Annotated in this window: 24 protein-coding genes and 3 pseudogenes; 12 read left to right on the forward strand and 15 right to left on the reverse strand. The window is 57.9% G+C overall.

The features are described from left to right. Positions 1 to 560 precede the first annotated feature (560 nt). The 3 genes and pseudogenes from B0G76_RS12635 (at position 561) to B0G76_RS12645 (ending at position 3,308) form a co-directional block, all read left to right on the forward strand. On the forward strand, positions 561 to 1,793 hold the full coding sequence (locus B0G76_RS12635) for an integrase arm-type DNA-binding domain-containing protein (RefSeq protein WP_120292561.1): 1,233 nt from the start codon (positions 561 to 563) through the stop codon (positions 1,791 to 1,793). A gap of 119 nt (positions 1,794 to 1,912) precedes the next feature. Beyond that, a pseudogene (locus B0G76_RS12640) lies at positions 1,913 to 2,995 on the forward strand (IS630 family transposase). Between the two features lie 13 nt (positions 2,996 to 3,008). Continuing rightward, complete coding sequence (locus B0G76_RS12645; RefSeq protein ID WP_120292024.1) at positions 3,009 to 3,308, forward strand: hypothetical protein; 300 nt, start codon at positions 3,009 to 3,011, stop codon at positions 3,306 to 3,308. A 31-nt stretch (positions 3,309 to 3,339) separates the two neighbouring features. On the opposite strand, the gene B0G76_RS12650 is transcribed toward B0G76_RS12645, so the two are convergent. After that, complete coding sequence (locus B0G76_RS12650; protein ID WP_147394038.1) at positions 3,340 to 5,103, reverse strand: hypothetical protein; 1,764 nt, start codon at positions 5,101 to 5,103, stop codon at positions 3,340 to 3,342. Between the two features lie 863 nt (positions 5,104 to 5,966). On the opposite strand from B0G76_RS12650, the gene B0G76_RS12660 reads away from it, so the two are divergent. Beyond that, positions 5,967 to 6,179 (forward strand): hypothetical protein, encoded by a 213-nt coding sequence (locus tag B0G76_RS12660; RefSeq protein WP_120292567.1) that lies wholly within the window; start codon positions 5,967 to 5,969, stop codon positions 6,177 to 6,179. A 10-nt stretch (positions 6,180 to 6,189) separates the two neighbouring features. Here the strand turns inward: B0G76_RS12660 and B0G76_RS43730 are convergent. From B0G76_RS43730 to B0G76_RS12680, 5 genes and pseudogenes are all read right to left on the reverse strand, one after another. Continuing rightward, positions 6,190 to 6,777, reverse strand: a pseudogene (locus B0G76_RS43730) (IS6 family transposase); the annotation flags it as partial. Positions 6,778 to 6,831: 54 nt separating this feature from the next. After that, positions 6,832 to 7,461: pseudogene (locus B0G76_RS43735) on the reverse strand (IS3 family transposase); the annotation flags it as partial. Next, on the reverse strand, positions 7,458 to 7,772 hold the full coding sequence (locus B0G76_RS12670; RefSeq protein ID WP_120292571.1) for a transposase: 315 nt from the start codon (positions 7,770 to 7,772) through the stop codon (positions 7,458 to 7,460). The pseudogene B0G76_RS43735 and the gene B0G76_RS12670, both read right to left, overlap by 4 nt. A gap of 136 nt (positions 7,773 to 7,908) precedes the next feature. Then, positions 7,909 to 8,337, reverse strand: a complete 429-nt coding sequence (locus B0G76_RS12675) for a cupin domain-containing protein (RefSeq protein WP_120292573.1) — start codon at positions 8,335 to 8,337, stop codon at positions 7,909 to 7,911. A 35-nt stretch (positions 8,338 to 8,372) separates the two neighbouring features. Further along, positions 8,373 to 9,509 carry a hypothetical protein gene (locus tag B0G76_RS12680; RefSeq protein ID WP_147394039.1) on the reverse strand — a complete coding sequence of 379 codons (1,137 nt, stop codon included), beginning with the start codon at positions 9,507 to 9,509 and terminating at the stop codon, positions 8,373 to 8,375. On the opposite strand from B0G76_RS12680, the gene B0G76_RS42460 reads away from it, so the two are divergent. The 5 genes from B0G76_RS42460 (at position 9,508) to B0G76_RS12700 (ending at position 14,521) form a co-directional block, all read left to right on the forward strand. Next, positions 9,508 to 9,726: a hypothetical protein gene (locus B0G76_RS42460; RefSeq protein WP_147394040.1), complete on the forward strand. Its 219-nt coding sequence runs from the start codon at positions 9,508 to 9,510 to the stop codon at positions 9,724 to 9,726. The genes B0G76_RS12680 and B0G76_RS42460 overlap by 2 nt on opposite strands. A gap of 230 nt (positions 9,727 to 9,956) precedes the next feature. After that, on the forward strand, positions 9,957 to 10,424 hold the full coding sequence (locus B0G76_RS12685; protein ID WP_120292577.1) for a hypothetical protein: 468 nt from the start codon (positions 9,957 to 9,959) through the stop codon (positions 10,422 to 10,424). Between the two features lie 118 nt (positions 10,425 to 10,542). Beyond that, a complete protein-coding gene (locus B0G76_RS12690) occupies positions 10,543 to 12,390 on the forward strand; it encodes an FAD-dependent oxidoreductase (RefSeq protein WP_120292579.1) in 1,848 nt (615 codons plus the stop codon). Between the two features lie 210 nt (positions 12,391 to 12,600). Beyond that, entirely contained in the window at positions 12,601 to 13,614 is a 1,014-nt protein-coding gene (locus B0G76_RS12695; RefSeq protein ID WP_183082036.1) for a ferritin-like protein, read from the forward strand. Between the two features lie 34 nt (positions 13,615 to 13,648). After that, positions 13,649 to 14,521, forward strand: coding sequence for a hypothetical protein (locus B0G76_RS12700; protein WP_120292582.1), 873 nt, complete (start codon positions 13,649 to 13,651; stop codon positions 14,519 to 14,521). Between the two features lie 94 nt (positions 14,522 to 14,615). Here the strand turns inward: B0G76_RS12700 and B0G76_RS12705 are convergent, their stop codons facing one another. Further along, positions 14,616 to 15,017, reverse strand: coding sequence for a hypothetical protein (locus B0G76_RS12705; RefSeq protein ID WP_147394041.1), 402 nt, complete (start codon positions 15,015 to 15,017; stop codon positions 14,616 to 14,618). A 262-nt stretch (positions 15,018 to 15,279) separates the two neighbouring features. Here B0G76_RS12705 and B0G76_RS12710 point away from each other — a divergent pair. The 3 genes from B0G76_RS12710 (at position 15,280) to B0G76_RS12725 (ending at position 17,565) form a co-directional block, all read left to right on the forward strand. Continuing rightward, positions 15,280 to 15,982, forward strand: a protein-coding gene (locus B0G76_RS12710) for an IS6 family transposase (protein WP_120292586.1) whose coding sequence is annotated in 2 segments (ribosomal slippage) — positions 15,280 to 15,552 and positions 15,554 to 15,982 — 702 coding nt in all. Because the reading frame shifts where the segments join, the coding sequence is not laid out codon by codon here. Positions 15,983 to 16,950: 968 nt separating this feature from the next. Beyond that, the gene (locus B0G76_RS12720; RefSeq protein ID WP_120292588.1) at positions 16,951 to 17,238 is read left to right on the forward strand and encodes a type II toxin-antitoxin system RelE/ParE family toxin; all 288 of its coding nucleotides are present in this window, start codon (positions 16,951 to 16,953) and stop codon (positions 17,236 to 17,238) included. 12 nt (positions 17,239 to 17,250) lie between these two features. Next, the gene (locus B0G76_RS12725; RefSeq protein ID WP_120292590.1) at positions 17,251 to 17,565 is read left to right on the forward strand and encodes a HigA family addiction module antitoxin; all 315 of its coding nucleotides are present in this window, start codon (positions 17,251 to 17,253) and stop codon (positions 17,563 to 17,565) included. A gap of 423 nt (positions 17,566 to 17,988) precedes the next feature. Here B0G76_RS12725 and B0G76_RS12730 read toward each other — a convergent pair whose 3' ends face one another. The 8 genes from B0G76_RS12730 to B0G76_RS12765 all read right to left on the reverse strand — a co-directional run bounded on the left by B0G76_RS12730 (position 17,989) and on the right by B0G76_RS12765 (position 24,774). Beyond that, the gene (locus tag B0G76_RS12730; RefSeq protein ID WP_120292592.1) at positions 17,989 to 18,507 is read right to left on the reverse strand and encodes an RNA polymerase sigma factor; all 519 of its coding nucleotides are present in this window, start codon (positions 18,505 to 18,507) and stop codon (positions 17,989 to 17,991) included. Between the two features lies 1 nt (position 18,508). Beyond that, entirely contained in the window at positions 18,509 to 18,721 is a 213-nt protein-coding gene (locus B0G76_RS12735; protein WP_120296336.1) for a DUF2892 domain-containing protein, read from the reverse strand. 1,025 nt (positions 18,722 to 19,746) lie between these two features. After that, the gene (locus B0G76_RS12740) at positions 19,747 to 20,175 is read right to left on the reverse strand and encodes a DUF3331 domain-containing protein (RefSeq protein WP_120292594.1); all 429 of its coding nucleotides are present in this window, start codon (positions 20,173 to 20,175) and stop codon (positions 19,747 to 19,749) included. 478 nt (positions 20,176 to 20,653) lie between these two features. Beyond that, positions 20,654 to 21,454: a TrkA family potassium uptake protein gene (locus B0G76_RS12745; protein WP_183082037.1), complete on the reverse strand. Its 801-nt coding sequence runs from the start codon at positions 21,452 to 21,454 to the stop codon at positions 20,654 to 20,656. Between the two features lie 141 nt (positions 21,455 to 21,595). Beyond that, entirely contained in the window at positions 21,596 to 22,390 is a 795-nt protein-coding gene (locus B0G76_RS12750) for a cytochrome c (RefSeq protein ID WP_120292595.1), read from the reverse strand. Beyond that, complete coding sequence (locus B0G76_RS12755) at positions 22,387 to 24,012, reverse strand: b(o/a)3-type cytochrome-c oxidase subunit 1 (RefSeq protein WP_120292596.1); 1,626 nt, start codon at positions 24,010 to 24,012, stop codon at positions 22,387 to 22,389. The genes B0G76_RS12750 and B0G76_RS12755 overlap by 4 nt, the downstream gene beginning before the upstream one ends. After that, a complete protein-coding gene (locus B0G76_RS12760; RefSeq protein ID WP_120292597.1) occupies positions 24,002 to 24,571 on the reverse strand; it encodes a cytochrome C oxidase subunit II in 570 nt (189 codons plus the stop codon). Before B0G76_RS12760 ends, B0G76_RS12755 begins: the two co-directional genes overlap by 11 nt. 14 nt (positions 24,572 to 24,585) lie before the next feature. Next, positions 24,586 to 24,774, reverse strand: coding sequence for a hypothetical protein (locus B0G76_RS12765; RefSeq protein ID WP_120292599.1), 189 nt, complete (start codon positions 24,772 to 24,774; stop codon positions 24,586 to 24,588). Between the last annotated feature and the right edge of the window lies 1 nt (position 24,775).

Raw genomic sequence — 24,775 nt, forward strand, 5'->3', positions numbered from 1 at the left:
GTAAGGGGTCCCCGTGGAAACAGAACGCGCACGAACGCTGCCGGCACGTCGCCCCGCCGAAAATTCCACTCTGTACCGGCGAGAGCCGTCCATCGTGTGCGGGCAAACGTGGGGGCAAAATCCGCTCCAAACGAAAAAGGCCTTATGGACATGCGTCCATAAGGCCTTGATTTCTTTGGTCGGGGCGAAAGGATTTGAACCTCCTATTACCTGCGCCCGATCCATGTGCCCCTCGTGAAGACTCAAGTCTCGCAAGCGAACGTCTCGTTTTCGCGACGGCCAAACGAGAATTTTCAAGCGTGCTACAACTGAGTACGTTAATGAGTACATTGGCTCGATAAAAACTTTATACTTTTTTATAAATCATATGGTTATGATTTTTCATTCGAGTCCTCTCCTGGGCACCAACAGTTGTTCCGGCGTAAGCCGGAGAAGTCCGAGAAACCCCGTAAGATCAATGTCTTACGGGGTTTTTTGTTCTCTACAGATCCCTTGCGTTCCACTGACATCGACGTTTTTTGCGTATACTGTTGCGTATACCAGATTCGGGGGGCAAACCCATGCCCAGACGCGTCGAACCAAAGTCAGAGTTAGTGTTCCGTGCCGCCAAAGCGCGCGTCCGTTCCTACCTTCTCGCGGATGGAAACGGACTCGCCCTGAGGGTTCAGCCGAACGGCACCAAAACCTGGCTGTTCCGCTATCGACGACCGGGCACAGGCAAGGAGAACTTCCACAGCCTGGGCCCCTACCCCGATATCACGCTCACGGATGCGCGCCGGTCAGCCGCTACCGCACGTAGTCTTGTACGTGAAGGCACAGATCCGGTCGAACATCGCCGGGCCGAATTCGCCGCCCGCAGACGTGTAGCCGAAGGCGCCTTCCATCTCGTGGCCCAGCGCTGGCTCGACTTCAAGCACAAGGAATGGGCAGACGAGACCTACCGGAAAGCGGAGTTCGTTGTACGCGAATATCTGACTCCCGCGCTACGCAACAAGCCCATCTCGACACTTGCCACGCCGGAGGTTAAGCCCGTACTCGAAGCGATTGCCACGCACGCGCCTAACCTCGCAACCAAAGCACGTCAGTTTCTCGGTGGCATCGTGACATACGCAGTCCAGAACGGACTACGCGAAGATGGCGCTGCCTTGACACTTCGTGGCGTTGCGCCGCGTCACAAGAAAGGCCACATACCAGCGATAACCAAACCGACAGACATCGCCCCGCTCGTTATTGCTATCGATGCGTACAAGTCACCCCTTACCCGTGCCGCCCTCAAACTCACCATGCTGACTGGCCTTCGGCCCGGCGTCGTTGCCTCAGTGCCGTGGGACGAAGTGAACTTGGAAACAGGCGAATGGCACGTCGCTGCCGAGCGGATGAAAATGCGGCATGATCACATCGTGCCATTGCCGAAGCAGGCGATCGCCGTCCTGAACGAGTTGCAGTTACTTACCGGTAAGGGGCACTACGTCTTTCCGTCCCCTGCCCGCCAGAAGACTCCTCATTTACATCGAGATGCATTGAGCAAAGCACTGCGAGAGATGGGCTTCCAAGGGAAACACGCGACGCACGGTTTCCGGGGCATGCTTCGTACTGTCGGACGAGAACGACTCGGTATGGATATCGATGTTCTGGAAGCGCAACTGGCACACGCCAAGCGTGGCGATGTGCAAAAGGCCTACGATAGAACAACGTTTGACGATGATCGTCGCAGGGTCATGCAGGAGTGGGCCGATTATATTGACCGCCTAAGCGTGCCAACGACAGAAGTGGGATCAAGCAAGCGAACCTGAGCACCATGCCCACTCGATCGTCAATTCAATGGCTGGAGCCTTGTGGGGACGGCGTTTCCACCTAGTACAACATCCCGAAAATAGATTGAATAATAAACTGCCCCGGTTATCATGACCGGATGAGCCGAGGCCGCCGTGCAACGCCAGTGAAGCTGGCGAATAAAGAACGACAGGAACTGCTATCGCTGATTGAGCGGAAGACGGCTATGCAGCGAGATGTGATGCGGGCGCGTATCGCGTTGTGGGCCCACGAGGGTCACTCCAATACGGTGATTGCGCGGGAACTGGGTGTCTCGGTGCAAACGGTCTGCCTGTGGCGCAAGCGCATTGCCCGGCAAGGTGTCCAGGGTATTCGTGAGGGCGAGCGCAGTGGCCGTCCGCCACGCATCACGCACGAAGCGCGACTGCAGTTGATTGCGCTGGCGTGTGAAGCGCAGGAGCCTGAGGGACGGGTCACGCCGACGCTCGACGAGATTGCGGCGCGTGCCGTGGAGCGCGGCGTCGTCGGGCAGATCAGCCGCAGTCACGTGCAGCGCATTCTGCAGGCCGGCGACGTACGCCCGCACCGGGTCCGGCAATGGCTGCACAGTCCAGACCCGGCCTTTCGCGAGAAGGTCAACGTGATTTGCAAGCTGTAGCGCAAGGCGCCGCGAAACGCGGTAGTGCTCAGCATCGACGAGAAGACTGGCATTCAGGCCATTGAGCGCAAGCACCCGGGACGGGCACCCGCGCCAGGACGGCTGCGTCGCCGTGAATTCGAATATATCCGTCACGGCACCCAGGCGTTGATTGCTGCGCTCGATGTGCATACCGGAAAGGTGTTGGCAGAGTGCCGCGAGCGGCGCACCCAGGACGATCTGGTAGCCTTCATGGAACGCGTGGCAGGCGCGTACCCAGATAAACAGGTGCACGTGGTTTGGGACAATCTGAACACGCATCGCGCGCAGGCCGTCTGGCAGGCGTTCAATGCGCGGCATGGCAAGCGGTTTCACTTCCACTTCACGCCGTTGCACGCAAGCTGGGTCAATCAGATCGAACTCTGGTTTGCCCGTTATACGCGCCGGGTGCTGCGCCATGCCAGCCACACCAGCACCGCGCACCTGCGCGAGCGCACCGGGCAGTTCGTCGGCGAGCACAATCAGGCCGCACGCCCCTTCAAATGGAGTTTCCGGGGCTATCCGCTGCAAAGCGGTGCATCGTAATCGAGGAACGCAGATGCCAGCTGTACCCGCCAAACACCACGCTGCTGAACTGCAGCGTCAACTGCGCAGCCTGCTCGGTCATGAGCAGATCGTCACGCAAGCCTACGGGCGCCACTTGCTGATCAAACGTCTGGATAATGACGAGCCAACCGTCGTGGCGCGCCTCACCGAGCTCGGCCGCAATCGATATGGCGCCGCCTTTCGCAGCCATAGTGGGCGTTGGGAACCGCTGCCGGGCACGGGTTCGCTCGACGAAATGGCCGATGTGGTCGTCACGCTCCTGCAGCCTTATTTGCAGCCTGATAATTATTAAACGTATTTACGGGATGTTGTACTAGTCAGCTTCAATCGGGACAGTATTGTTGGCTCGAGGCGGAGCCAAGGCCAACGGCAGGTTCAGGCTTATGGAGGTATTTCAGTAATCGAGCAATTTGCTCCTGTGTTACGGGAACCCCTGCCGCCTCTGGCGTCTGGACTCTCCCGTCAAGCAGAATAAAGCTAAATCCAGCCCCAGCTCCCTGGGCATTGCCGTGGCACCCCATACAGCCACCCATGTTTACCGTACTGCCGTTATAACGCACGTTAGCAAGTGCTTTATAGGGGGGCGATTTATCGAAGTCACTAATGGTTAATTTTTTTGGCGTGTCATTAAAACCATCAAACACACCACTAAATTTCTGGAGGTTGTAATCGGTTTCAATTACACTATTGGATTGATAATAGGTTGAAGCATCCGGTTTGCTATAATCAATACTAGACATCTTGCCTGGAAGAGGAGTAGCCTGCACATTTATGAGTTTGTAATATGACCACACCGAATTTGGAGCCCATTTCCCGAACTTCTCTTTTGTATATGCAGAAATTGCCTCATGAGCGAGCTTATTGACAGCAATGATATCGTCAGGTATTCGATTAATTCTCTGATTAACGAAAATTATGCCATCAGCAGGAAGTCCGGTATTCGGCGTGTTCTGGTAGTAAAGTCGTCCACCTGGATTAGTCAAGAACAGACCAAGAGGATAGAGGTATTGTGTCGCCCCAGGTTTGGCATTTACTGAATGAATGTCCGGCCTTAGCGACGCCTCAAGAGAATAATCATATTTGAATTTCCCGTTCTCGTCCTCCAAGGCATTCCCATTCGAATCCGTGATGTTATCTGCTTGCTCGAACGTCGCATAAATGAAGTATGGCGCCGAATGCGTCTTCTGAATGATATGCAATCCGACGAGGCCCAGTTCATCGTCAACGTAACGAATATTCTTACCCGTTCCCATGTAGTACCGCACACGGGTTGTGTAGAAACGTCCAGACCACTTCTCACCCGATGTCAATTTGCGCCAGGCTGCCTTGATCTCAACAGAACCGTATGGAAAGCTCACGCAGCTCTTGGATCCAGCCGGCGGATCTGCGGATTTTGAATTAATATAGTTTTTCGTGGCCTTGAACATTTTAATACGGTTAGCCTCATCCCAAAGGCGCTTGGATGCAATATATTTATATTCTACGCGATTCGCCTTCGCCATGAACAAGATCTGACTATCGCTTCCCTTCAATTTCCCCGATACAACGCCGGCATATATTTGGTCAAGGGATATCTGACTATTTTCATCGAGGTTGATCCATGGAGCCGGCCCAGCTGGTTTTATCAACCCATTTTCATAAATGTAGGCCGGGCGGACATCGTAGCCATAATCGGTCGCACTATTATTCTCATATCCTGGTGGATCAACCAAACCACCCGGGAAGATCTCAACCTTTCCGCGAAAGGTATGCCATACCAGCGGATTTGGAGCAGGATCCCCAAACAGCTTCGATGTATCGGGCGTATCTCTCGGAGAAAGATTATCGGTTTTGGCGACTGCCGGCCAGTTCAACGCGATGAATTCTTCCCACGCGAACTGCGCAGCCTGCTGCGGCGTTGCGTTCGATGCGCCACCAACTATATCGGAAGGAAAATTCGAACTTATTGAAATTTTAATATTCGGTTCGCCATTATTAGAACTCTCGCAAATTCCCGTTCGAGGGTGAGCCATGAGGAAAGTTACACTCGCCATCAACATAATGGTGCGCCTCCGGCGGGCGGAGGGCGCAATGGAAAAATCGAACATGGCCGTCTTTCCTTTTCAGATATTCGTGACAACTTGCCACTATGATATGAAGAATAAAATACTGTGTGCCTCGACTGTTGTCAAGGTAATCGACGTGTCACTTCATGCCGACCGTTTTGGCTGCAATATAAATATGCCTGATGAATCGATTTCGAATAAATCCCGGCTAAGTGTTATGAAAAGCATCCGATGTGACGCAACGTAATGCGTAGCTAGTTCGGTCGATTCGCGATATTGAAGATGCCAATTGCATGCAGAAGGTGGAAAAAGAAACAGATGAAAGGCAGCGTGTGTTGCTCAGAGCATCTGTACGTCACCGGTTCGCGCAATTTCCCCCTCAAACCGTTCTTTGGCGCGGTCTCCGGGAAGCATCATAAACTGCCGCCGACCATCCCATTCGGATGTGTGTCGCGGGATGCGGCTAGCATCCGTAGATTGCCGTAGATTGCCGTAGATCGCCGGGTTGCCGACCCTATCGACTTCGGCCTCGTCAAGCGCACGCTATCCGCTTGATAAATCGGTAGGACAATACGCCGATAGCTGAGTCGCCGCCAAGTTTAGGGCTCTCCAAGCAGAGATATTCCCTACTCCGCTGATTCACCTAAATGTGAATTCTCAGCCAAATCATGAAATTTCGCCACTCGAGCCGGAGAAGCGTAGAAAGCGGAGACCGCGCCAAAGCGGGGGGCTGCAATCGGGTTTGCGACTAAGTGTTCACGAAAAAACTACTTGCAATTTCGAACCATATCCGGTGAGTAGAATTTCCGGTTTTGATAATCATATAGCCGGCCTCCCTCCGTTGAGGTAGAACGGCGAGCGTAGAGTCGAGGTGCGAACAGCGACGTGACGCACAGGAGGCCGGCATGAACAAGTTTAGTGGAATTGACCTGCACTCGAACAACAGTGTGGTCGTAGTCTGCGATGAAGCGGACCGGGTTGTCTACCAGCGGCGGTTACCGAACGATCCGGTGCAGATCCGGGCAGCGCTGGCACCGCATCGCGAAGATCTGGTTGGAGTGGTTATCGAAGCAGGTTCTGTCGCGGCAAGGCGATTTGGGCGAACGATATCGATATGATAAGGATTGCTTACATCGCCAACGAGTAGAATTGCCGGGCGGCCGATGGCTTGAGTTTGCGTGCGTCTTTCATCTGCCCTTTGGCGATCATATGCATGAGTTCGATGCCACTCAACAAGATGCGGGCACAACGAAAATCATGGAATCCCAACATGGGCCGGGTACGGCGCTTGATCGCCCGATGGTCTTGTTCCACGATATTGTTCAGATACTTGGCCTGGCGGATCTTGATGGGCGTCTCACGCTCAGTATTCACGGCATGTAACCCGGCCAGATTGGCACCGCTCCTGTCGATGGTTACGGTTTCAGGGGCGCCATTCTGATCGATGGCCTTCTCGAAGTACCGTCGGGCCGCCTGCTTGTCCCGCTTGGCTCGCAGCAGGAAGTCAACTGTGTTGCCGGCCTTGTCGACGGCGCGGTAGAGATACTTCCATGTGCCACGGACCTTCACATAGGTTTCGTCCATCCGCCAGCTCTTACCGACCGGGCGCTTGCAGCGACGGAACGCCTTTTCAAGCACCGGCAGAAGCTTGATGGACCAGCGGTGCACGGTCGAATGATCGACCGCGATCCCCCGTTCGGCCATCATTTCCTCAAGAAGGTCCCGCAGCATACCAGCCTCCGCTATTGCAACAGAACCGCCTGCGGTGCCCATCGATGGCTGCACACCTGCCTCGCGGCAGCGGCGTCCGAAGGCAATCGACGCATATTGGCACCCCTGATCCGAATGATGAATCACGCTCACGGGCCGCCGCTGCGACAATGCCATGTCCAGTGCACGTAGCATCAGTTCGGTGTACAGATGGTTCGACATTGCCCAGCCCACGATACGGCGGCTGAATACATCAAGCACTACGGCCAGATACAGGAACCCTTCGCCTGTCGGAATGTAGGTGGCGTCAGCCACCCACAGCACGTTCGGCGCGGCGGCGCTGAAGTGGCGGCGCACCAGATCGGGCGCGCGCCGCGCTCCCGCACGCTGGTGTGTGGTGAGCTTCCAGCGCCGGCGACTGGCCCCGCACAGACCAGCCAGATGCATCAGACGCGCCACCCGTTTGCGTCCCACGTGCACTCCCTCACGCGCGAGCTGCGCGTGAATACGGGGTGCGCCGTATGTGCCGCGCGAGCTCGCATGCAGGGTGCGGATGCGCCCCAGCAGCTGCGCGTCACTGCATGCATGCGCCGATGGCTCCCTTGCCAGCCACCCGTAATAGCCGCTCGTGGAGACCCTGAGCAGCCGCGCCATCGTGGCGATGGGCCAGCGGGCCCGGTTCGCTCTCATGAATCCGTATCCTTCGGCGATACGGCTCCCGTCTCCCGGGCAAACCAGGCCGCTGCGTGAGAGAGGATGTCTCTTTCCATCTTCAGTTGCCGGTTCTCGCGACGCAGCCGCGAAAGCTCCTGCCGCTCGGCGGTGGTCAGCCCGTCATGGCGCGTGCCCGCGTCACGCCCGGCCTGCGCCACCCAGTTATAGATGCTCTGCGCGGTCGGCTCGAACTCCTTTTCCAGTTCCTCCGGCGTGCGCCCGGCCTTCACCAGCTCAACCATTTGCGCCCGGAATTCCGCCGGGTACGGGGTACGATGCTTGCCCATTTCGGCACCTCCTCTTCAAAAGGATAGGCGTCCGTTTTTGCGGGTCAACTTCAGTCTCTGGGCAAGGGAGATGTTTACGATACAGCATCTTCAGTCGAGGCTTCGTCCCTCGAACCCCGTCCACTCGCATCGAAATTCAACCGCCTGCCGAGCAAGGGTCTGGGATAAACAAGTCCTTGGCACCCGGCTTCAGTACGACATAGGCCCGTTTCCAGGGTTGATCGCCTATCATGCGCCACTCGTGACCGCTGCCGGCAGTATCCTCGGCGATAAGCACATCGCCGGTTTGCAACAGAAAAGTTTCACCATCTCGGGTTTTGAATTGCAGTGTCCCCGATAGGGTAATAACGAACTGTGCCTCGGGAGCGTTGTGCCAGGCGAATGATCCGTATGCGGGCGTCTCCTTGAAGTGCACGGCCACGACTTCGGTACGGAAATTCTCACTTACCGTTCCCTTAAGCACGTGCGATGCATTATCTCGACCCATATAGAGTTTGTATGCCCGAATCGCGGATCGCTGATTTGTAGCTGCATCCGACGCATCGTTCTCTGTTGCTTCGCTCATTTTTTACCTCCGGGAAAAAGAATGGTGGCCGGACGTCACTGAACGCCCGCGCGCGACAATGGTTTGTTCTTGTCGTTGTGTACCTGCTTGACTTGTGCCGCCGGCATCGACGTCGGGAAAATATTAGGGTGTGTCTGCAGGAAATTGACCAACCCCACTTCGAGCTGCAGCGAGTAGTCAAGCGGCTTACGGCCGGAATCGAACGGCTCCCCCGATGGAATGTTGCGGAACCATCGTGCGACATTGTCGCTGCCTGAAGGCACCATCTGGCCTTGCGGCAGCTCAGCCGTCGAGTGGCACGACATGCAGGACGAATTCGGGTTGTCGACGGGGCCGTTCAGTCGCCCCTGGTATCCGACGTGCGACATGTGGACGTCCGGGTTCAACCAGGTCTGCTTCAACTGACCGGTGTTCGGGTATTCAGGATCGTTGCCCCACATCACACCCACGGGAAAGACATTGCGCCAGCCAGTAACAGCCGGATCCGATGCGTGTCCCGGACCGCCGCCATAGATGAACGTGCCGAATATCCAGCCAGTTTCTTTCGCACGGCTGTCTTTCACGGCAATATCAATCTGAAGCAGACGCACCTTCTGGATCGAGCGTATGTTCAGCGGATGCAAGCGTGAGTCACCCACCCCGGTGTAGACGTAGGCCTGCCATTCAGGCGAACCTGCCAGATACGGAACCTGATCAACGGGTGCCGTCGTAAACAGCAGCTTGGCCGCCACCGTTCCCTCTGGCATATCGGCGAGATCGGGGTTGGGATCGCCATGCTTCGCCCAGACCTTGCCGATCGTTACACCGCCCGGCGCATTGTAAAAGCCGACGGCATAGTTGCTCCATTGCAGTGTCTGCTTCGGATCCAGCTCCTGGCTGAGCGACGTCCGCTCGCGCGTCAGTCCGTGGACGAATTCCCGGCCGTTCACGCCATGGTCCTGCCATGGCGCGTTATACCAGCCGCGCACGGAATTCAGCGCTGGATCGAAGCTGTCTTCGACGCTGGAGCGGATGTTCCCTTCATAGAAGTACCCGAGCACGGATTGAAGATATTGCCCGGGTTCAGTGTAGGGGTTGAGCTTCAGCCAGGGCTGCGCATCGGTCGGCGCAGTCGACGGATAGTTTTGCGCCAACCTGAAGATATGCCCGCTCCAGCCGGCGATGGGCTTCATGAGCGCATCGCAAAACGGGGTCGTCGGCGTATCGCAGTTTTTTTCCGTCGGCTGCGCAATGGTCTGCCCGTGCGCAGTCAGCACGATCGCGGCGGTCGCTGTCGCCACGCCGAGTGAAATCATCGTTTTCGATGCAGGCAAGATACGCACGGATGCAAATAACATAAAATCCCCCTATTTTTATAGCGTTTATCTTTTTTCAGAAGATCGAAAATGAACAACATTAACGGCTGCGAAGCCGCTTGCAATACCTGTCAACCTTGGCAGGTACCAATCTGCTCCTAGCCTCAATACATTATTGCAAGCAATGCTAATGAAAAAGAGAAAAAATGTTTTTTGCATAAAAATTAGCATCCGGCGAGAAATATCGGATTCGTTTTTCTAAAAAATCCAATGGAAACGTGAAGTGTTGGTTTCCGTTCCATTTCAATTCGTGGCGGGCAAAACATGGATTCCCACAATACCGACTCCGTCGATGAAAACGCGCAGCGCCTTTCGATATTTCTGAGAGGCAGCGCCAGAATTCTCGAGTTCTCGTCGATCACACTGCTGGGCACGGGCATCGGGTCGACGCTCTGCGACTTTTTCATCGAGCAGCTTGGGCAAGAGCGATTCGACGCATGGAGCGAGCGTCTCGCGGCGCTGCCGCCCGGCGGCCCGGACAAGGCGCAAAAAGTCGAAGCGCTGCTCGCCGACCCCGCGGACGGCCCGCCAACCAGGAACCTGATGTACGCGTGGTACACCGGCACATGGAACGCGATCCCCGGCGTGCCCAACGACGCGACCCGCGTGATTTCGTCGCGCGCGTACCAGGAGGCGCTCGTGTGGCCGCTCATCGGCGCTCATCCGGGCGGCGCGAAGCAACAGGGCTGGGATGCATGGTCCCGGCCGCCTTCCATGTCGCCGTTGCGCTGACGCAAAGCCGCTACGCGCGTCACTGCGTACGTCGCGGCGCACATCACAGCGCATGTCATTGCGGACGCCTCCGGGCGTCTACCGCCAGGCACCACCTGGCTCCAAACCGGGGATTCAGATGAAAATCGAAGCGGCTCAAACTGCGCTCGCGCGCCATTACGATGTCGTGATCGTCGGCGCGGGCATTTCGGGGGCGATCCTCGCGCGGCGTCTGGCCGAGCGCCGGCGCCGTGTGCTCCTGCTCGAAGCGGGCACGGGTTCGGGCCTGAACTTCACGCATTACACCCAGTTTCTGGAGACTTTCTATCAGGAGCAGATCAAGATTCCGCAGGCGCCCTATCCGAACAACCCGAACGCGCCGCAGCCGAACGAACTGCAAACCGCCATCACTGGAGAGAACGAGGAGCCCGGCGACGGCTATTTCGTTCAGCGCGGCCCGCATCCCTACCGCAGTTCTTATACGCGCTATACAGGCGGCACGACGCTGCACTGGTTGGGCACGTCGTTGCGGATGCTGCCCGACGATTTTCGGATGCGCTCGCTGTACAACGTCGCGCAGGACTGGCCGCTGCAATACGAGACGTTTTCTCGCTACTACGAAGAGGCCGAGCGCGAGATCGGTGTGTCGGCGAATGTCGAGGAGCAGGCATATCACGGCCAGTTTTTCCCGCATGGCTATGTGTACCCGATGCACGGTCTGCCGCAGAGTGTCGTCGACCAGACTATGGCCGAATCGCTGAACGGCCGCACCTATGAGATCGACGGCGATGTGCATCCGCTCGGCGTGATATCCACGCCGGCCGGGCGCAATGGCGTGCCGAATGCAGCCTACGACGGCGGCAAAGGCTACCAGCCGGTCGGTTCGGTCAGCTCCCGGGCAGTCGGCCATCGCTGCATGGGCAATACGAGTTGCGTGCCGATCTGCCCGATACAGGCAAAGTACAACGCGATGAAGACGCTCGTTGCGAGCCAGGGCGATCTGGTTACGCTCGTCACCCAATGCGTCGCGAGCGAGTTGCTGATCGATCCGGACACCGGCCGCATCACCGGTGTGCGTGTGAAGAGCTATGCGAAGCCCGGCGAACCCGAGCATCAGACCTACGTTGCGCACGGCGACGCGGTCGCGCTGTGCGCGGCACCCGTCGAGAATGCGAAGCTGCTGCTCGCATCGGGCGCCGCGCGCACCAGCGGCCTCGTCGGCGTCGGGCTGATGGACCACCCGGTGTTTCTGACGTGGGGGTTATTGCCGCGCCAGGTCTGGCCGTTCCGCGGACCGCTCGCGACCTCCGGCATCGAGGGGCTGCGCTGGGGCCGCTTTCGTGGTCGGCACTCGTCGTTTCGCATCGAGATCGGCAACGACGGATGGGCATGGCCGACCGGCGCCCCCGCGCAAGACGTGCAGGACTGCCTCGATGCAAAGCTGTGGGGACGAGAGATGCAGCGCGCACTGGTCGATCGCGTGACGCGACAGGTGCATCTGTCGTTCCTTGTCGAGCAACTGCCCGAAGCGGGCAACAAGGTCACGCTCGACGACCGCTATCGCGACGCGCTCGGCAACTACAGGCCGGTGATCCACTACAACATCAGCGACTACACGCGCGGCGGTTTCGCGCTGGCAAGCAAGGTGGTCGAGCGGATTTTCCACCATTGCCGAATAGCGAACCATACGAAATATAACGATCAGTACCCCCATTTCGACTATGGCGGTACACCTTTTAACTATCAGGGCGCCGGTCATTTCATGGGTGGTCACCGAATGGGTAATCATCCCAACGAGTCGGTCGTCAACGCCGATCTGCGCAGCTGGGATCACAAAAACCTCTACCTGGTAGGCTGCGGCAGCATGACCACCAGCGGCACGTCCAACCCCACGCTGACCGCCGCCGCGTTGAGCTGCCTCGCGGCGGACCGGATCGACGCGGCACTGGGCCGCCACGCACAGCTAGTTACGGGAGAGACCGCATGAAACTGATCGAACAAGTCCGCCTGCTGGACGGCTACAAGGAATCGAAGGCGCGCAGCGCCTACGACCCTGAGCATTCGGATCTGCCGCCCACACTGCCGCAGCCCCGGTCTCGATGCAACCATTCCGACGCTCGACCGGAGCTTCCGCGAACTGGCCGATGCGATCGGTTCGACCAGCTTCGAAGCCGACCGTGCGGATCTGCTGAACGATTTGCAGCATGCACTGAAGCTCGAGCACGCGACGATTCCGCCCTACCTGACTGCCCTCTACACGCTTGCGCCGAAGAGCAGCTGGCAGGCAATCGAGGTGCTGCGCTCGGTTGCCGTCGAAGAAATGCTGCACCTGACGCTGGTCGCGAACCTGATCAATGCGTTGGGCGGTACGCCGCGCACCGGCGAACCCTCGTTCATGCCGGACTATCCGTCACCATTACCGCTCGACATCGACGGAATCGTTGTCAACCTGTACGGTTTTTCACGTGAAGCGGTCGAGCAAGGCTGCGCGATCGAACGGCCGAGTACGATCCGCCCCGAGGTGCTGTTCTCGGCAGAACCTGCCGACGGCGACATGACGATCGGCGAGTTCTATCTGCGCATCGAAGCGAAACTGCGCGCGCTCGTCGAACGCTACGGCGAAGCGCTCGTGTTCAGCGGGCATCCGTCGCGCCAGGTCACCGCGGACTACTACTATGACGGCGCCGGTGGGGCGTTTCCTGTTACCGATATTGTGTCGGCGCTGCTCGCGCTACAGACCATACGCAACCAGGGCGAAGGCGTCACCGACAAAATCTGGACAGGCAACCGCGAACAGTTCAAGGGCTTTCCTGAAGTCGCGCATTACTTCCGCTTCAGCGAGCTGCTCGCGGGACGCCAGTATCAATGGAACGACACGGTCGAGACCGGCCCGCGCGGCGCGCCCTTCGAAGTCGACTGGTCGGCCGCGATTCCGGTCAAGCCGAATTGCAAGCTGGCCGATTTCCGGCACGCGTCGGAGCTTCACGAGAGCGCCGCGGCGTTCAACGTCGCGTACTGGGATTTCCTGCGCATGATTCAACGCGCGTTCGACGGCGAGCCGGGGCTGCTGCAGCAAGGCATCGGCGGCATGTTCAGGCTGAAGGACCTGTTCCAGCGGCTCATCAACACCCCGCTGCCCGGCGACCCGCAAGGTCGTCATGCCGCACCGACCTTCGAATATGCGCCGCCATCGGTGTCCCCAGCGCGCTGACGTCCACTCCCCTCGCTCCAAACAGGAGATCGCAATGCCGACCACCCTTCCTTCAGTACCTGCGCCGCTTGCGTTGCCGTTCTACTATGCGTCGCTCGTCAACTGCGTTGTGCACTATCTGGTAGACGCGCGGCACGTCGAGCCGTTCCTGGTGAAGACGCCACTCAGGGCCGCGCTGTTCGGTGGCCGCGCGTCGGTCGCGTTCAACTTCCAGGCGTATTCGGCGCAGTTTTCCGGTGGCCGCGGCGTGCCAGCCGCGCAGTGGCCGGCCAGTTGCATCGGCGTCACGCAGGAGCTCGAGTTGAATATCGTCGCCTATCCAGCCGCGCAGGCTGCGCTCTTGCCCGAAGTGAGCTTTGAGCAATGGGTAATGGGAGACGAGCAGAGCAAGCTGATGGGCAATCATCGCGTGTTCGTGCCGTGCGACAGCGACAACGCGATTCAGGCCGGCATCGAGCTGTTCGGCGAGCCGAAGTTCAAGACCACGTTCGGTGTGAATCTGCCGTCGTTCAATCCGGTACGCAAAGCCGGCGTGTCTGTTTTCGAACCCGACTGGGTCGACGCGTGGAGCTTCAGGGTCAACGACCCGGAAACGCCGGCCAACGATATCTTCACTTGCGTGGCGGATCTCGCGGGGCTCAGGCCGGCACCTGGCAATCTGTCGTCAATAGTTGAGTACGGTGCGCACGACAACCGCGCGATCGCATGCCGCTGGAACATCCTGCAGCCGCTCGATACGTATTGGCTGACTGCCGACGACGCGCGTCGCGTGACGCTCAGCTACGGCCGCAGCGGCCACCCGATGCAAAAGGCGATGAAGGAGCTGCTCGACGGCGCGCACGCGCAAGCGGTGCAGACTTTCCTGTCGGCGCCGGCCGCGATTCAGAGCCGCGCGGTGTTCATCTGATTCGAAGGGATTCTTGCCGCGGTACTTCTGCCGCGGCGGTCTCGTCGCCTGAACGCCGCTTTGTCACAGGCTTTCAGGCTTTTTTTGCTGGCGCTCACCGCTGCGCGTTGGTAGCGGTGATAAACGGATCAAAGCCCTGTACGATTTTGTTGTTCAGTTTCAGATACATCCGGTACTCGACTTTGTTGCCCGCGCAATTTATTTTCCCACCCCAGGTGTCGCTATCCGTTTGCGGATACGGAGCCGGATTGATCATGCCCGTCGTCTTGATGTCGCCCTCGAAGTGATCGATTGAAACATGCTGATCCGGATCGATCGAGTCGACTCTCCACACGATCTTATCGCCGTTCTCGCAGACCGTGCTCAGCTCATCGCCACCCTCACCGGCCGACTGCCCCGTCAGAGAGTCGTCCATCATATAGACATAGTTCCCCAGCTCCCCGGTCGCAATTGCCTGAGCTACGTTGACCGCTACCAGAATATTGACTTGTGACATGACACGCTCCATTTGAAGGTGAAGTGAACTCCCGGCTTGCATCACAAAAACGGCATTCGAAACTGAAAATCACAACAGAAGCGCAGCAATCAGGGACGTCTTAAATACCTTGCAAAGCGGGCGAATGTCTTGTCGTTCAGTGATTTGCTGTCCCATTCCGGTGCCTCGACCGGCGCATCGAACAGGATGAAGCTGAAATCTCGGATCTGTCGCAATAAGGCCGTCTGCTATGCTGATGGGCCTTGAATGCGTGACGTGATTGATGAACCAGAAGCTGAGTCCGGCGGCGGCAAAAGTGCTCAATCGGTTGCATTATCCCCTGGACGTGATGTTGCTCTGCGTTCGGTGGTACGTGGCATATCCTCTGAGCCTGCGTCATCTCGAACAGATGACGGCCGAGCGCGGGATTGCGGTCGATCATTCGACGGTTCATCGTTGGGCAATCAAACTGTTGCCGGTCCTGGAAAAGGCCTTTCGACGGTGCAAACGGGCGGGCGGCAAGAGCTGGAGGATGGATGAGACCTACATTCGAATCAGGGGGTGAGTGGCGGTATCTCTACCGAGCTGTCGACAAGGCAGGCAACACCGTTGATTTTCTGCTGCGAGCCCGACGGGACAAGGCTGCGGCCCGGGCTTATTTCGAAAAGGCAATCGACCAGAATGGTGAGCCCCAGACCGTGACGATCGATAAGAGCGGATCGAATCTGGCTGCCTTGCAAGCGATCAACGCCAAGCGGGAAGCGCCGATCAAGGTCCGCCAGAAAAAGTATCTGAACAACATTGTCGAACAGGATCACCGGGCCATCAAGCGTCGAACCCGTCCAATGATGGGCTTCAAGAATTTTCGTTGCGCACGCATCATTCTGGGCGGAATCGAGACCATGCATATGATTCGCAAAAGTCAGATGAACGACAGCGGTAAGGCACTCTCTCCCGCCCAGCAATTCTATTCGCTATTTGCATAAGCATTCCTCTGTATTTCGGTGCACTTGCCGGCCTGCTTCCTTATTGCGACAGAACCGTTTATCGCTGCCTGGTGTGAACTGGATTGCGCGTTTCGCGCGATTGGGATGGACAACATTGCGAGCGCGGAAATTGATGTCGACCGCTACCGTCGGAACGGACGTCAGCTCGTCAAAGAGTAGCGCACACCGGAGGAGCGACGGTGCAAACGACGAGGTGTCGTTTGCTGACGACATCCAGTAAGAGACTCGTCATCGCAGAAGCGCCCGGAAGCTCAGGCGTCCGCCTGACCACCCACGGCACGAAAACACTTCGCAGCGACGCCCTGTCGGCAATCCGCTTCTGCAAGCGGGCAATCAGTGTCTCAGCATCCCTCCTGTCAACCGCCGACGGTTCACGGCCGACATAGATCAACAGTACTTCGTCTTCGGGAGTCGGTGGAGAGCCCCACCACTTGCCGGTAGCGGAGTTCCAACACGTTTTTCCAAGGAACTGATCCATCGCCAGTGCTTCCAGCCGGTTCCAGCAACTTGCGGTGTTCGTCGAAACGCAGCTTTGGCACATAGAAGCGGGCTCTTACCGGGCTGAGCCAACTCGATCCGCTTCGTTTGCGTATACTCGCGACTTGACATGAATTAAACCATCTTAAATTCAATAACTTATACGCTTTATTCGAGTCCTCTCCTGCACCACAAACCCTTATGGGGTAAGGCTTTGAAGGCGATTGGTACGAATTAGGTACACACGCATAGAAGCCAAGCAGGGAAAATACAAACCGGCCACCGTTGCCGGTTTTATTTTATCCTGAGCTTTGTCACTTCGGCCAATTCTCCCCTCCCGCTTCCCGACCGACGCCCGGTCCTCGCGCTGCACCAAGCACCCCAGCCAAGCCCTGTACCAAGCGACTGTACCAACGCATCGGGAAAATCATGACGCCCATCGCTTGCCGCTTATCGGCAAACGATATACAATGCGTTACATGATCCAGTCATTCAAAAGCGCCGACACACAAGCCCTCTTCGAGGGACGTACCGTCCGCCGATTCGTCAACTTCCGCGCCGTCGCCGAACGCAAATTGCTGATGCTGGATACTGCGGCGTCTATCAACTCGCTGCGCTCCCCGCCCGGAAATCGGCTCGAAGCGCTGCACGGCGATCGCGAGGGACAGTACAGCATTCGCATCAACGATCAATGGCGAGTGTGTTTTGTATGGACGCCCGACGGCCCCGAAGCCGTCGAGATTATCGATTACCACTGAGAGGATTTAGACATGGCACGCTTTCACAATGGGATGCGCCCCATCCATCCCGGGGAAATTCTCCGGGAAGAATATCTAGCACCGCTCGGCATGACGCCGAATGCGCTCGCGAACGCGCTGCATGTAACCCCGACCCGTATCAATGACGTGGTAAGGGAACGACGCGGAGTTACCCCGGACACGGCGATCCGCCTCGCCCGGTATTTCGGAGGGGATGCCGAGTCATGGCTCAACCTGCAACAAACCTATGATCTGCAAGTGACATTGCAGCAGCACGGGCGCGAAATCGAAACTGAAGTATTGCCACGCGAAGCGGCGATAGCCTGATTCCATGACCCCAAACGACAAAAAGGCCGGTAGCCCCGCGAAGGGACTACCGGCCTTAATCATTTCGTTGACGAAGTCGCCGCCGCTTCGCTCGCGGCCCAATCCTGCCACTGCTCGACCGTTACTTCGAGGTGTTTAGTGTACTCGGATTCGCGGTCGTGTTGTGCTGCAACGTCAGAGAGGACAGCATCGTTATGTCTCGGAGGTGGATGTTATCGAGAAGGCTGCCCGGCGGGCGCTTCGCCTAATCGGTCGCTGTGGGTAATCGCAACTGTCCGAAGCTTCAAATATTCACGAATCCCGGCCGAATCTCATATCCTCTGGTGTCCGATGCAAAAATGGGCTTACACTCAAATTCGTATTTGCGTCATGATGCTGATTTTCGCATCCAGGGCGAAATTACCGGGAATAGAGAGCTTGCCATCAAGCGAGCAGATACTCGCGTGCCAGCGTACGCGCCCTATGAAGCCGGCTTTTCGTAGCCGAGGCGGATAAGCCGATGCTCTCGGCGATCTCGCCGATGGAGAGTTCTTCGAAGTCGCGCAGCAGGAGTACGTCGCGGTAATGGGACGGTAGCGATTCCAGTGCGTCGACGAGTTCGCGACGCAGCGAGTCGGTATCGTGCCTCTCCAGCCACCGGTCAACCTCTTCTTCGTTGTAGGGATCGAAGTTGAAGGCCTTGCGGCCAAGTCGCCGACACTCGTGGCGTACGATGCTGAAGAGCCAGCCGGAAAATGCTGCAACGGCGCGGACGGACTCGAACTTGCGCGCCACGATCAGCAGTACCTCCTGGACCGCATCGTCAATGTCTGAAATAAAGCAATTGCGCTGCGCATAGCGGCGTATGTCGGGTTGACAGAGGCGCAGCAGACGCTCGAGCGCAACCGGGTCGCCCGAGCGCGCGGCCTCAATGGCCGCTTGTCTTTGTTCATCGATAGGCATATTACCGTTTCTGTGGTTTGGCGAGGCGCCGCCCCACCATCGCACAGGCAGGGCAGAACCCGACCAGGCCGGAAATGACAATACCGGCAGCGGCCAGTGCTACAAATATTCCAACGATGCCTTTCAAGAACAAGATCGAAAGCACCGTGCCGACGACACCGAGAATGATACGGATAACGCGTTCCCATCCGGGAACATTCTTTATGTAAAACATGTTTCCTTCCTTTATCAAGTTGAGAGAGGGCCTCTCTGAAAGCTAAGAGGCGTTGAAAGGGCCTCCCGGTTCGTTCCCCAATTAATTTTTTTGCATATTCGGAGCGGCGGTCGGCCGGATAAACTTCCCGCCGCTGGCGCGAACGTCCCGGACAGTCGCATACGGCGGGTCGTGATGATGGAGGAAGCGCCGAGAGCCGCGCTCTGGGCGGACGAGCAGATCCTGCGTGCCGGACGTGCCGTGCCCTGCCTCGGCTCGCTGGCGTCGGCACGAAGCCGGTTCCAGACTCACGCTCATGTTCGGACGGAAGCTCGCCGGAACGCGTGAAGATCTGCTGCTTTCGCGCCTGTCATGGCGAAGCTGGTTGCAGCCGCAAGGAAGAATTTCCCGAAATGCATCCAGTCCCTCAATGACAGACACCAAGTTTTTTGTAGTGCCACAAGGCATTAGCTGATCGACCCGGTGTTCGCAACAGTCGGATAGCACACGGGCTCCCCTTCAACGTCACGCCTTATGCCGCCAACAGGTAGTTTCGGCGAGTGACCAATCGATACTGAATTTTTGACGACGCTCGGACCACTTGTCGATTCCAACCAGGATCGTCAGTACCAGCGCCATAAATACTGCGAAATATTCCATGAAAGTTGTCATACTGACCTCACTGAACACACTCATGCCGCGCTACGAAAGTCGACCGACGGCGGCAACATCACACGATATGAAAGGAGGGCTACCTTTCCCTATCATGGTCATTTCGAAAAATGCGTGATGCGATTCAAGCGTCATGCGGTAGTTGCATGGCACACCCGCCCCGTCGAAAGTTGCAGGAGATGCCCGCATTGAATGCAGGACTTTACATCGGGACAAACGACGGTCACGGGTCATTCGTTGGCGACGGAGCCTCTGCACGTCAAGCTCGAATGTCCATGCGCAATATCGACCAAGCACGCTGAAGCCATAAAACAGTCGCTGTTGGTCAAGGGCAGATGGACCGTCCGCGCAGAAAATCACGTGATCGAACGGTGTCACACGGGTATGGCCGATATCTCAGAAACAAGAATCATCCAGTTGTGATTGGCTGGAATAGATGTCGGGCTTACGCGAGGCCTAAACACTGGATCACCGCGACAAATTGGCATTCCCGTTAGTACGCAAAAAGAGTCAACGCGTGCAAGTCCGAATCTCCATACCGGATTACCATATTTTCCTGAACATGGATCGCTCCATGACACGATCAGTGATTTCGACGACAAACGCTCCAGGACGGAAACATTTAGCGGCTGCGGTACAACATCGACGGGTTTGAATAAGTCATTTGGTAGCCGCTTCGTCAAACGAAGTCTTTCCGTTCGGACCTGACGCGTTTTAATTGTGGCTTGAAGACTATTGGACTCCGGCATCAGTACGCCGACTAACGCGCGTCGAACGATGTCGTCTTCAGCGTGACTGGTCATCTATCCCGCTCCGTTGCAGAGTCTGGCGCGGCCGAGCGGTGCCACAGTGCGATCCGTGATCTGCACTCCCGGTCGCCGCTCGCATTCGCACTGGTTTCCACTATTACAACTTCTGACCGAAGCAAAGTCATTGTCGTCGCTCGTCCCAACCGACCACCGATGTCAATAGATGCAGACTCATCCCTAACCCCGTCGGCGCGGCGCGATGTACTGATTGCGCTTCCAAAGACCGCTCTATCGTATGTGACTAAGTTCAGTTTGATACCGGCACACCGTTCTTTTTGAATATCCAATTCTTGATCCTCAAATAATCCGAGCGAAGACCGCTACGGTGCATGTACGGCGACGCGCACGATCTCGGCGTATCCCGACCGCAGTGCCTGCAGCCAGGCGATGCGGCAGTTGCGCTGACTTAACGGGAAGAATCCCCTATTGGACAGGAATACAATGCGAGCACCCATTGCCGGAGCAGCGGGATTCATTTCATGGTCCCAACGCGGGCGGCGAGTTTGCCAACCAGCGCATTCGCAACGAGTTCGTCTGCGATCAGCACGGTGGTTGCACCAGCGCTCTCGAGCAGGTCTTTTCTCAACGCGTTCTCCCCGGGCACCGCGATGGCGAGTGAGGCGTTGATTCTGTGTGCAATCAGGGTGATAGCGAGATTGTTGTTGGAGTCAGGGGTCGTCACGACAAGCGCCCTGGCGCGATCCAACCGCGCATGCCTGAGCACATCGTCGAATACCCCAGGCAACCCGAGCACGACCATGTAGCCACGATCCGCTGCTCGGTCCGCTTGAGTCTGATCAGCGACAAGGACGAGCACCGCCTCCTCCGCCTCTCGCAGGTGCTTTGCGACAAGCTCGCCGAGTGAGTGGAATCCGACGACCACAACATGGTTGGAGAGATGTTCGAGCTTGTATTCCATTGCCCTGTTTTCCCTGTAGATCATCACGTCGTCGCCAGACAGCATTCCTGTGAGCCTTGACAACGCAAACCCGCCGATCAGCAACGTGGCGAACATAGCCAGCAGCATGAATACTTTCTGATGCTCGTCAAGTTCGGAGAAATTGCCGAGTGTAGTCACGAGGTTCAGTCCATCCCACAAGGCCGTGAAGCTTTTCTTCGCGAATGGAGTATTCGATTGGTCCAGCAGGAGAAGTCCAAGTGTTGTGCCTCCCAATAGCAGGGCAAGCATGCCGACCGTGTGCCGCGCGCGCCGCCGCCACTCGCGAATCCGGATGGCGCCAAGACGCGGCTCGTCAATACGAAAGATCCACATGCTTTCCTCGAACAATCGGACCGGAAACTTTGCCGATGGAGCGTCACGATGCGCGAACACACACCGCGTTCGATCGTGAATCGACCTAACATCGACGCTCGGGTGACGCAAAAAGCGCTGCCCCGCGTGGCGGCAATCGGATTAGCGTGTCGGGCTCGCGTACCATGACGCTGCCTCGGCGATCTCCGTAGACGTCATGTTCCGTGCGACATTGCGCATTTGGCCAGAAATATCATTACGTCGCGAACCCTCCGCAAACGCTTGCAACTGTGCTTTCGTGTATGCGGCCGGCAAACCGTCGAGCCACGGGCTGCCCACCTTGCTGTCGATACCGCCATGGCAGGTGGCACACGCCGGAATATTGCGTAGCGGCGCCCCATGTGCCACGACATCCGGCGCCTGAGAACTGCCCACATGCTGCTTCGGCTCCCAGCGCGGCAGAGACGCGTAGTAAGCAGCCAGATCACGCATGTCCTGATCGCTCAGAGAGTGAACCATTGGTGACATCACTGCGTTTTGCCGCGCGCCATTCGCAAAGTCACGCAACTGCTTGTAGGTGACGACAACGTACTGGCCGGCCAGGTTTGGTGAGTTTGCCTGGCTTATTCCGCGCTCACCATGGCACATCGTGCAGCGCAGCGCCAACGTCGCGCCGCGCCCGACCGACAACGGCGTTTCGTCCGACAGCAACTGCGGTGTCACCGGTACCGTGCTGACCTGCCACGTGGGTTCGACAGGCTCATCGACCAGCCACTTGCGCGGCACGCCGGCGGCACTGCAGATCGCGTTCCAGATACCCTGAAACTGCGTGTCGCGCTGCACGGACGGCAACCACACAAAACCCACCACGAAGGCGAACGCGAAGAGCCCCGCCGTTACGCCGACGCTCACCGTGAACCAACGGTTGCGCAACGAGAACAGGCGTTCGTCGCTCATCGCGGCGCTCCAATCGGAATAGCCGGCACCGAGGTATCGCCCCGGGACATCAACTGGACGATCGGGTAGCCATAGTTGGCCACCGTAAGCCCTATCATCAGCACGAGCCAAAGCGCGAAACCGTTGAGCGCCACGGGCACCGTACGCGGTTCATGGACCGCCGTGCTGAAACGGTACGCTTGCGGTGCAACCGGTTCGCCACGATGCCCCTGGATCAGGATGAGGAAGAACAGAAGCGCCGAGGTCACCAGAATCAACGCGCCGACCACCGACATCACCACCCAGATTGCCTGCGCCGCAATCTGCGGATCGGTGTAGTCGTAGTACGCCATGCGGCGCGGCATACCGAGAATGCCGACCCAGTGCCACGGAAAGGTCAGCACAATCATGCCGACGAACCACAGCGTGAGCTGCCAGCGCATCAGGCGCCAGTTCGTCAACGCGCGTCCTGTCAGTTGCGGCCACAGGTCGTACGCAATCGCGAAGTACATGATCACGATCGCGCCCGCGAAAATCAGATGGAAATGCCCCGTGATCCACTGCGTGTTGTGGATTGTCTCGTCGAGCTGGTAGCTCATGTTGATGAGGCCGCCCGCACCACCGAATCCGAGCATGACGAACGAGTACGCGAGCGCGAGCATCTGCGGGTTGTCCCATGGCAGCGCGCGAATCCAGCCGAAGGCGCCCTTGCCGCCGCGCAGGCGCGCCGCAATCTCGACCGATGCGCAGATCGTGAATACGGTCAGCAGCGTCGGCACCGCGACCATCGCCGTGAACACCGACTGCACGTACTTGAAGCCGGCACCCACCTGCGGATCGGCGAACAGATGGTGAAGGCCGATCGGCATCGCCAGCACGAGAAACAGAGCGAACGAAATGCGCGCCATCGTGTCGCTGTAGAGCCGTCCGCCGATCGCGCGCGGCACGATCGTGTAGAACGCGATATAGGCCGGCATCAACCAGAAATAGACAATCGCGTGCAGTGTCCACGAGAAGAACACACGTGCAAGACCGGCGTCGATCGTCGTCCTGAAGCCGAGCGCTACCGGCAGGATCTGGAAAATGATTTCGAGCGCCGCGCCCACTGCGGTCCAACCCCACAGATAAGCGCCCGCGACAGTCGCGAACATCGGAAGCGGCACGGCGTTGCCAGGATGCGCACGCTTCCATGCCGCAAGATTGATCGACATCAGCGCCACCCAGATCCACGAGCCCACCACGACCAGCACCACACCGATGTAATAGAACGCGTTGCCGATCATCGGCGGATAGAACGTGTACAGCACCGATGCGCGCCCCATCGCCACCGGCACGCTGGCCGTGACGGCGCCGAGCGCGAGCAGCACGAATCCCGTCCACGCCCAGCGCGCGCCGACGAGCGCCTGCTTGAGCGACAGTTCAGTGACCGCATAACCAAAGCCCATCGCAACGAGCGTTGGAAACACGTAGCCCATCACGGTGCCGTGTTCCGTTACCGAGCGGTAATAGATCCCGGGGTTATGCAACCATGCATGGAGCGGGCTGCGAATATACATCTGCCACGCGCCCAGCACGAGCGCGATGCCAAACACAATGAACGCCAGCCAGAAATGCGCGAGCACAAGTCGCCTGTTATTTAACACAACTGAGTCTCCGCGAATGAGTGGACATCTGCATGAATGCGGCCCTGTCGATGACTTTCACATGCGCCCACATTCCCTGATGGCCCGTGCCACAGTATTCGTGGCACGGCATCAGGTGATCGGCGGGCTTCGGGAAGGTGGTTCTGAATGTCGAGACATAGCCAGGCTCCACCATCGAATTGATGTTGGTGCCGGTCACGAGAAATCCGTGCACGACATCCGCGCTGGTCGCACGAAAAGTAATCGGCGTATCGGCGGGAACCAGCAGGCACTGCGGCGTGAAAGAGTACTGCTGCGCCACGATACGTACGGTTACGGAACCGTCAGATTCCACCGCGCTGCCCAGATTGCTTTCGACGAACTCGCCCGACACGTTGAGCGTCTCCGGTCGCACGGTCTCGACCCGCGACGGCGGCATCGCCGCCCAATGCAGTCCGCTAAAGATCACCATGGCGACGAGCACCGCGATCAGCCCGACCGCCAGCATCGCCCAGCGTCGTTCGATGCGCGCGGCGATTTCGGCCGAACCGCGATTGCCCGAGGTGGAAGGATTGGTCATGAAGTTTGCCTGCCTTAATGAATGACGCCGCGAGGCAGGAAAACCAGGAAATAAAACGCGAACCATAACGCGAACACGATGGCCGTTGCCGTGCCCGCCAGCGCGATGGCACCACCCGGGCCGCGGCGGACGATTTCATCGATGCGTTCTTCGGGCGCCTGCGTAGCCGCTTCGCTGTCGTCCGGTACCGGTGAGTTGATCATC

Origin of the sequence: Paraburkholderia sp. BL23I1N1 (assembly GCF_003610295.1) — a bacterium.
In the GTDB taxonomy this organism is placed as follows: Bacteria; Pseudomonadota; Gammaproteobacteria; order Burkholderiales; family Burkholderiaceae; genus Paraburkholderia.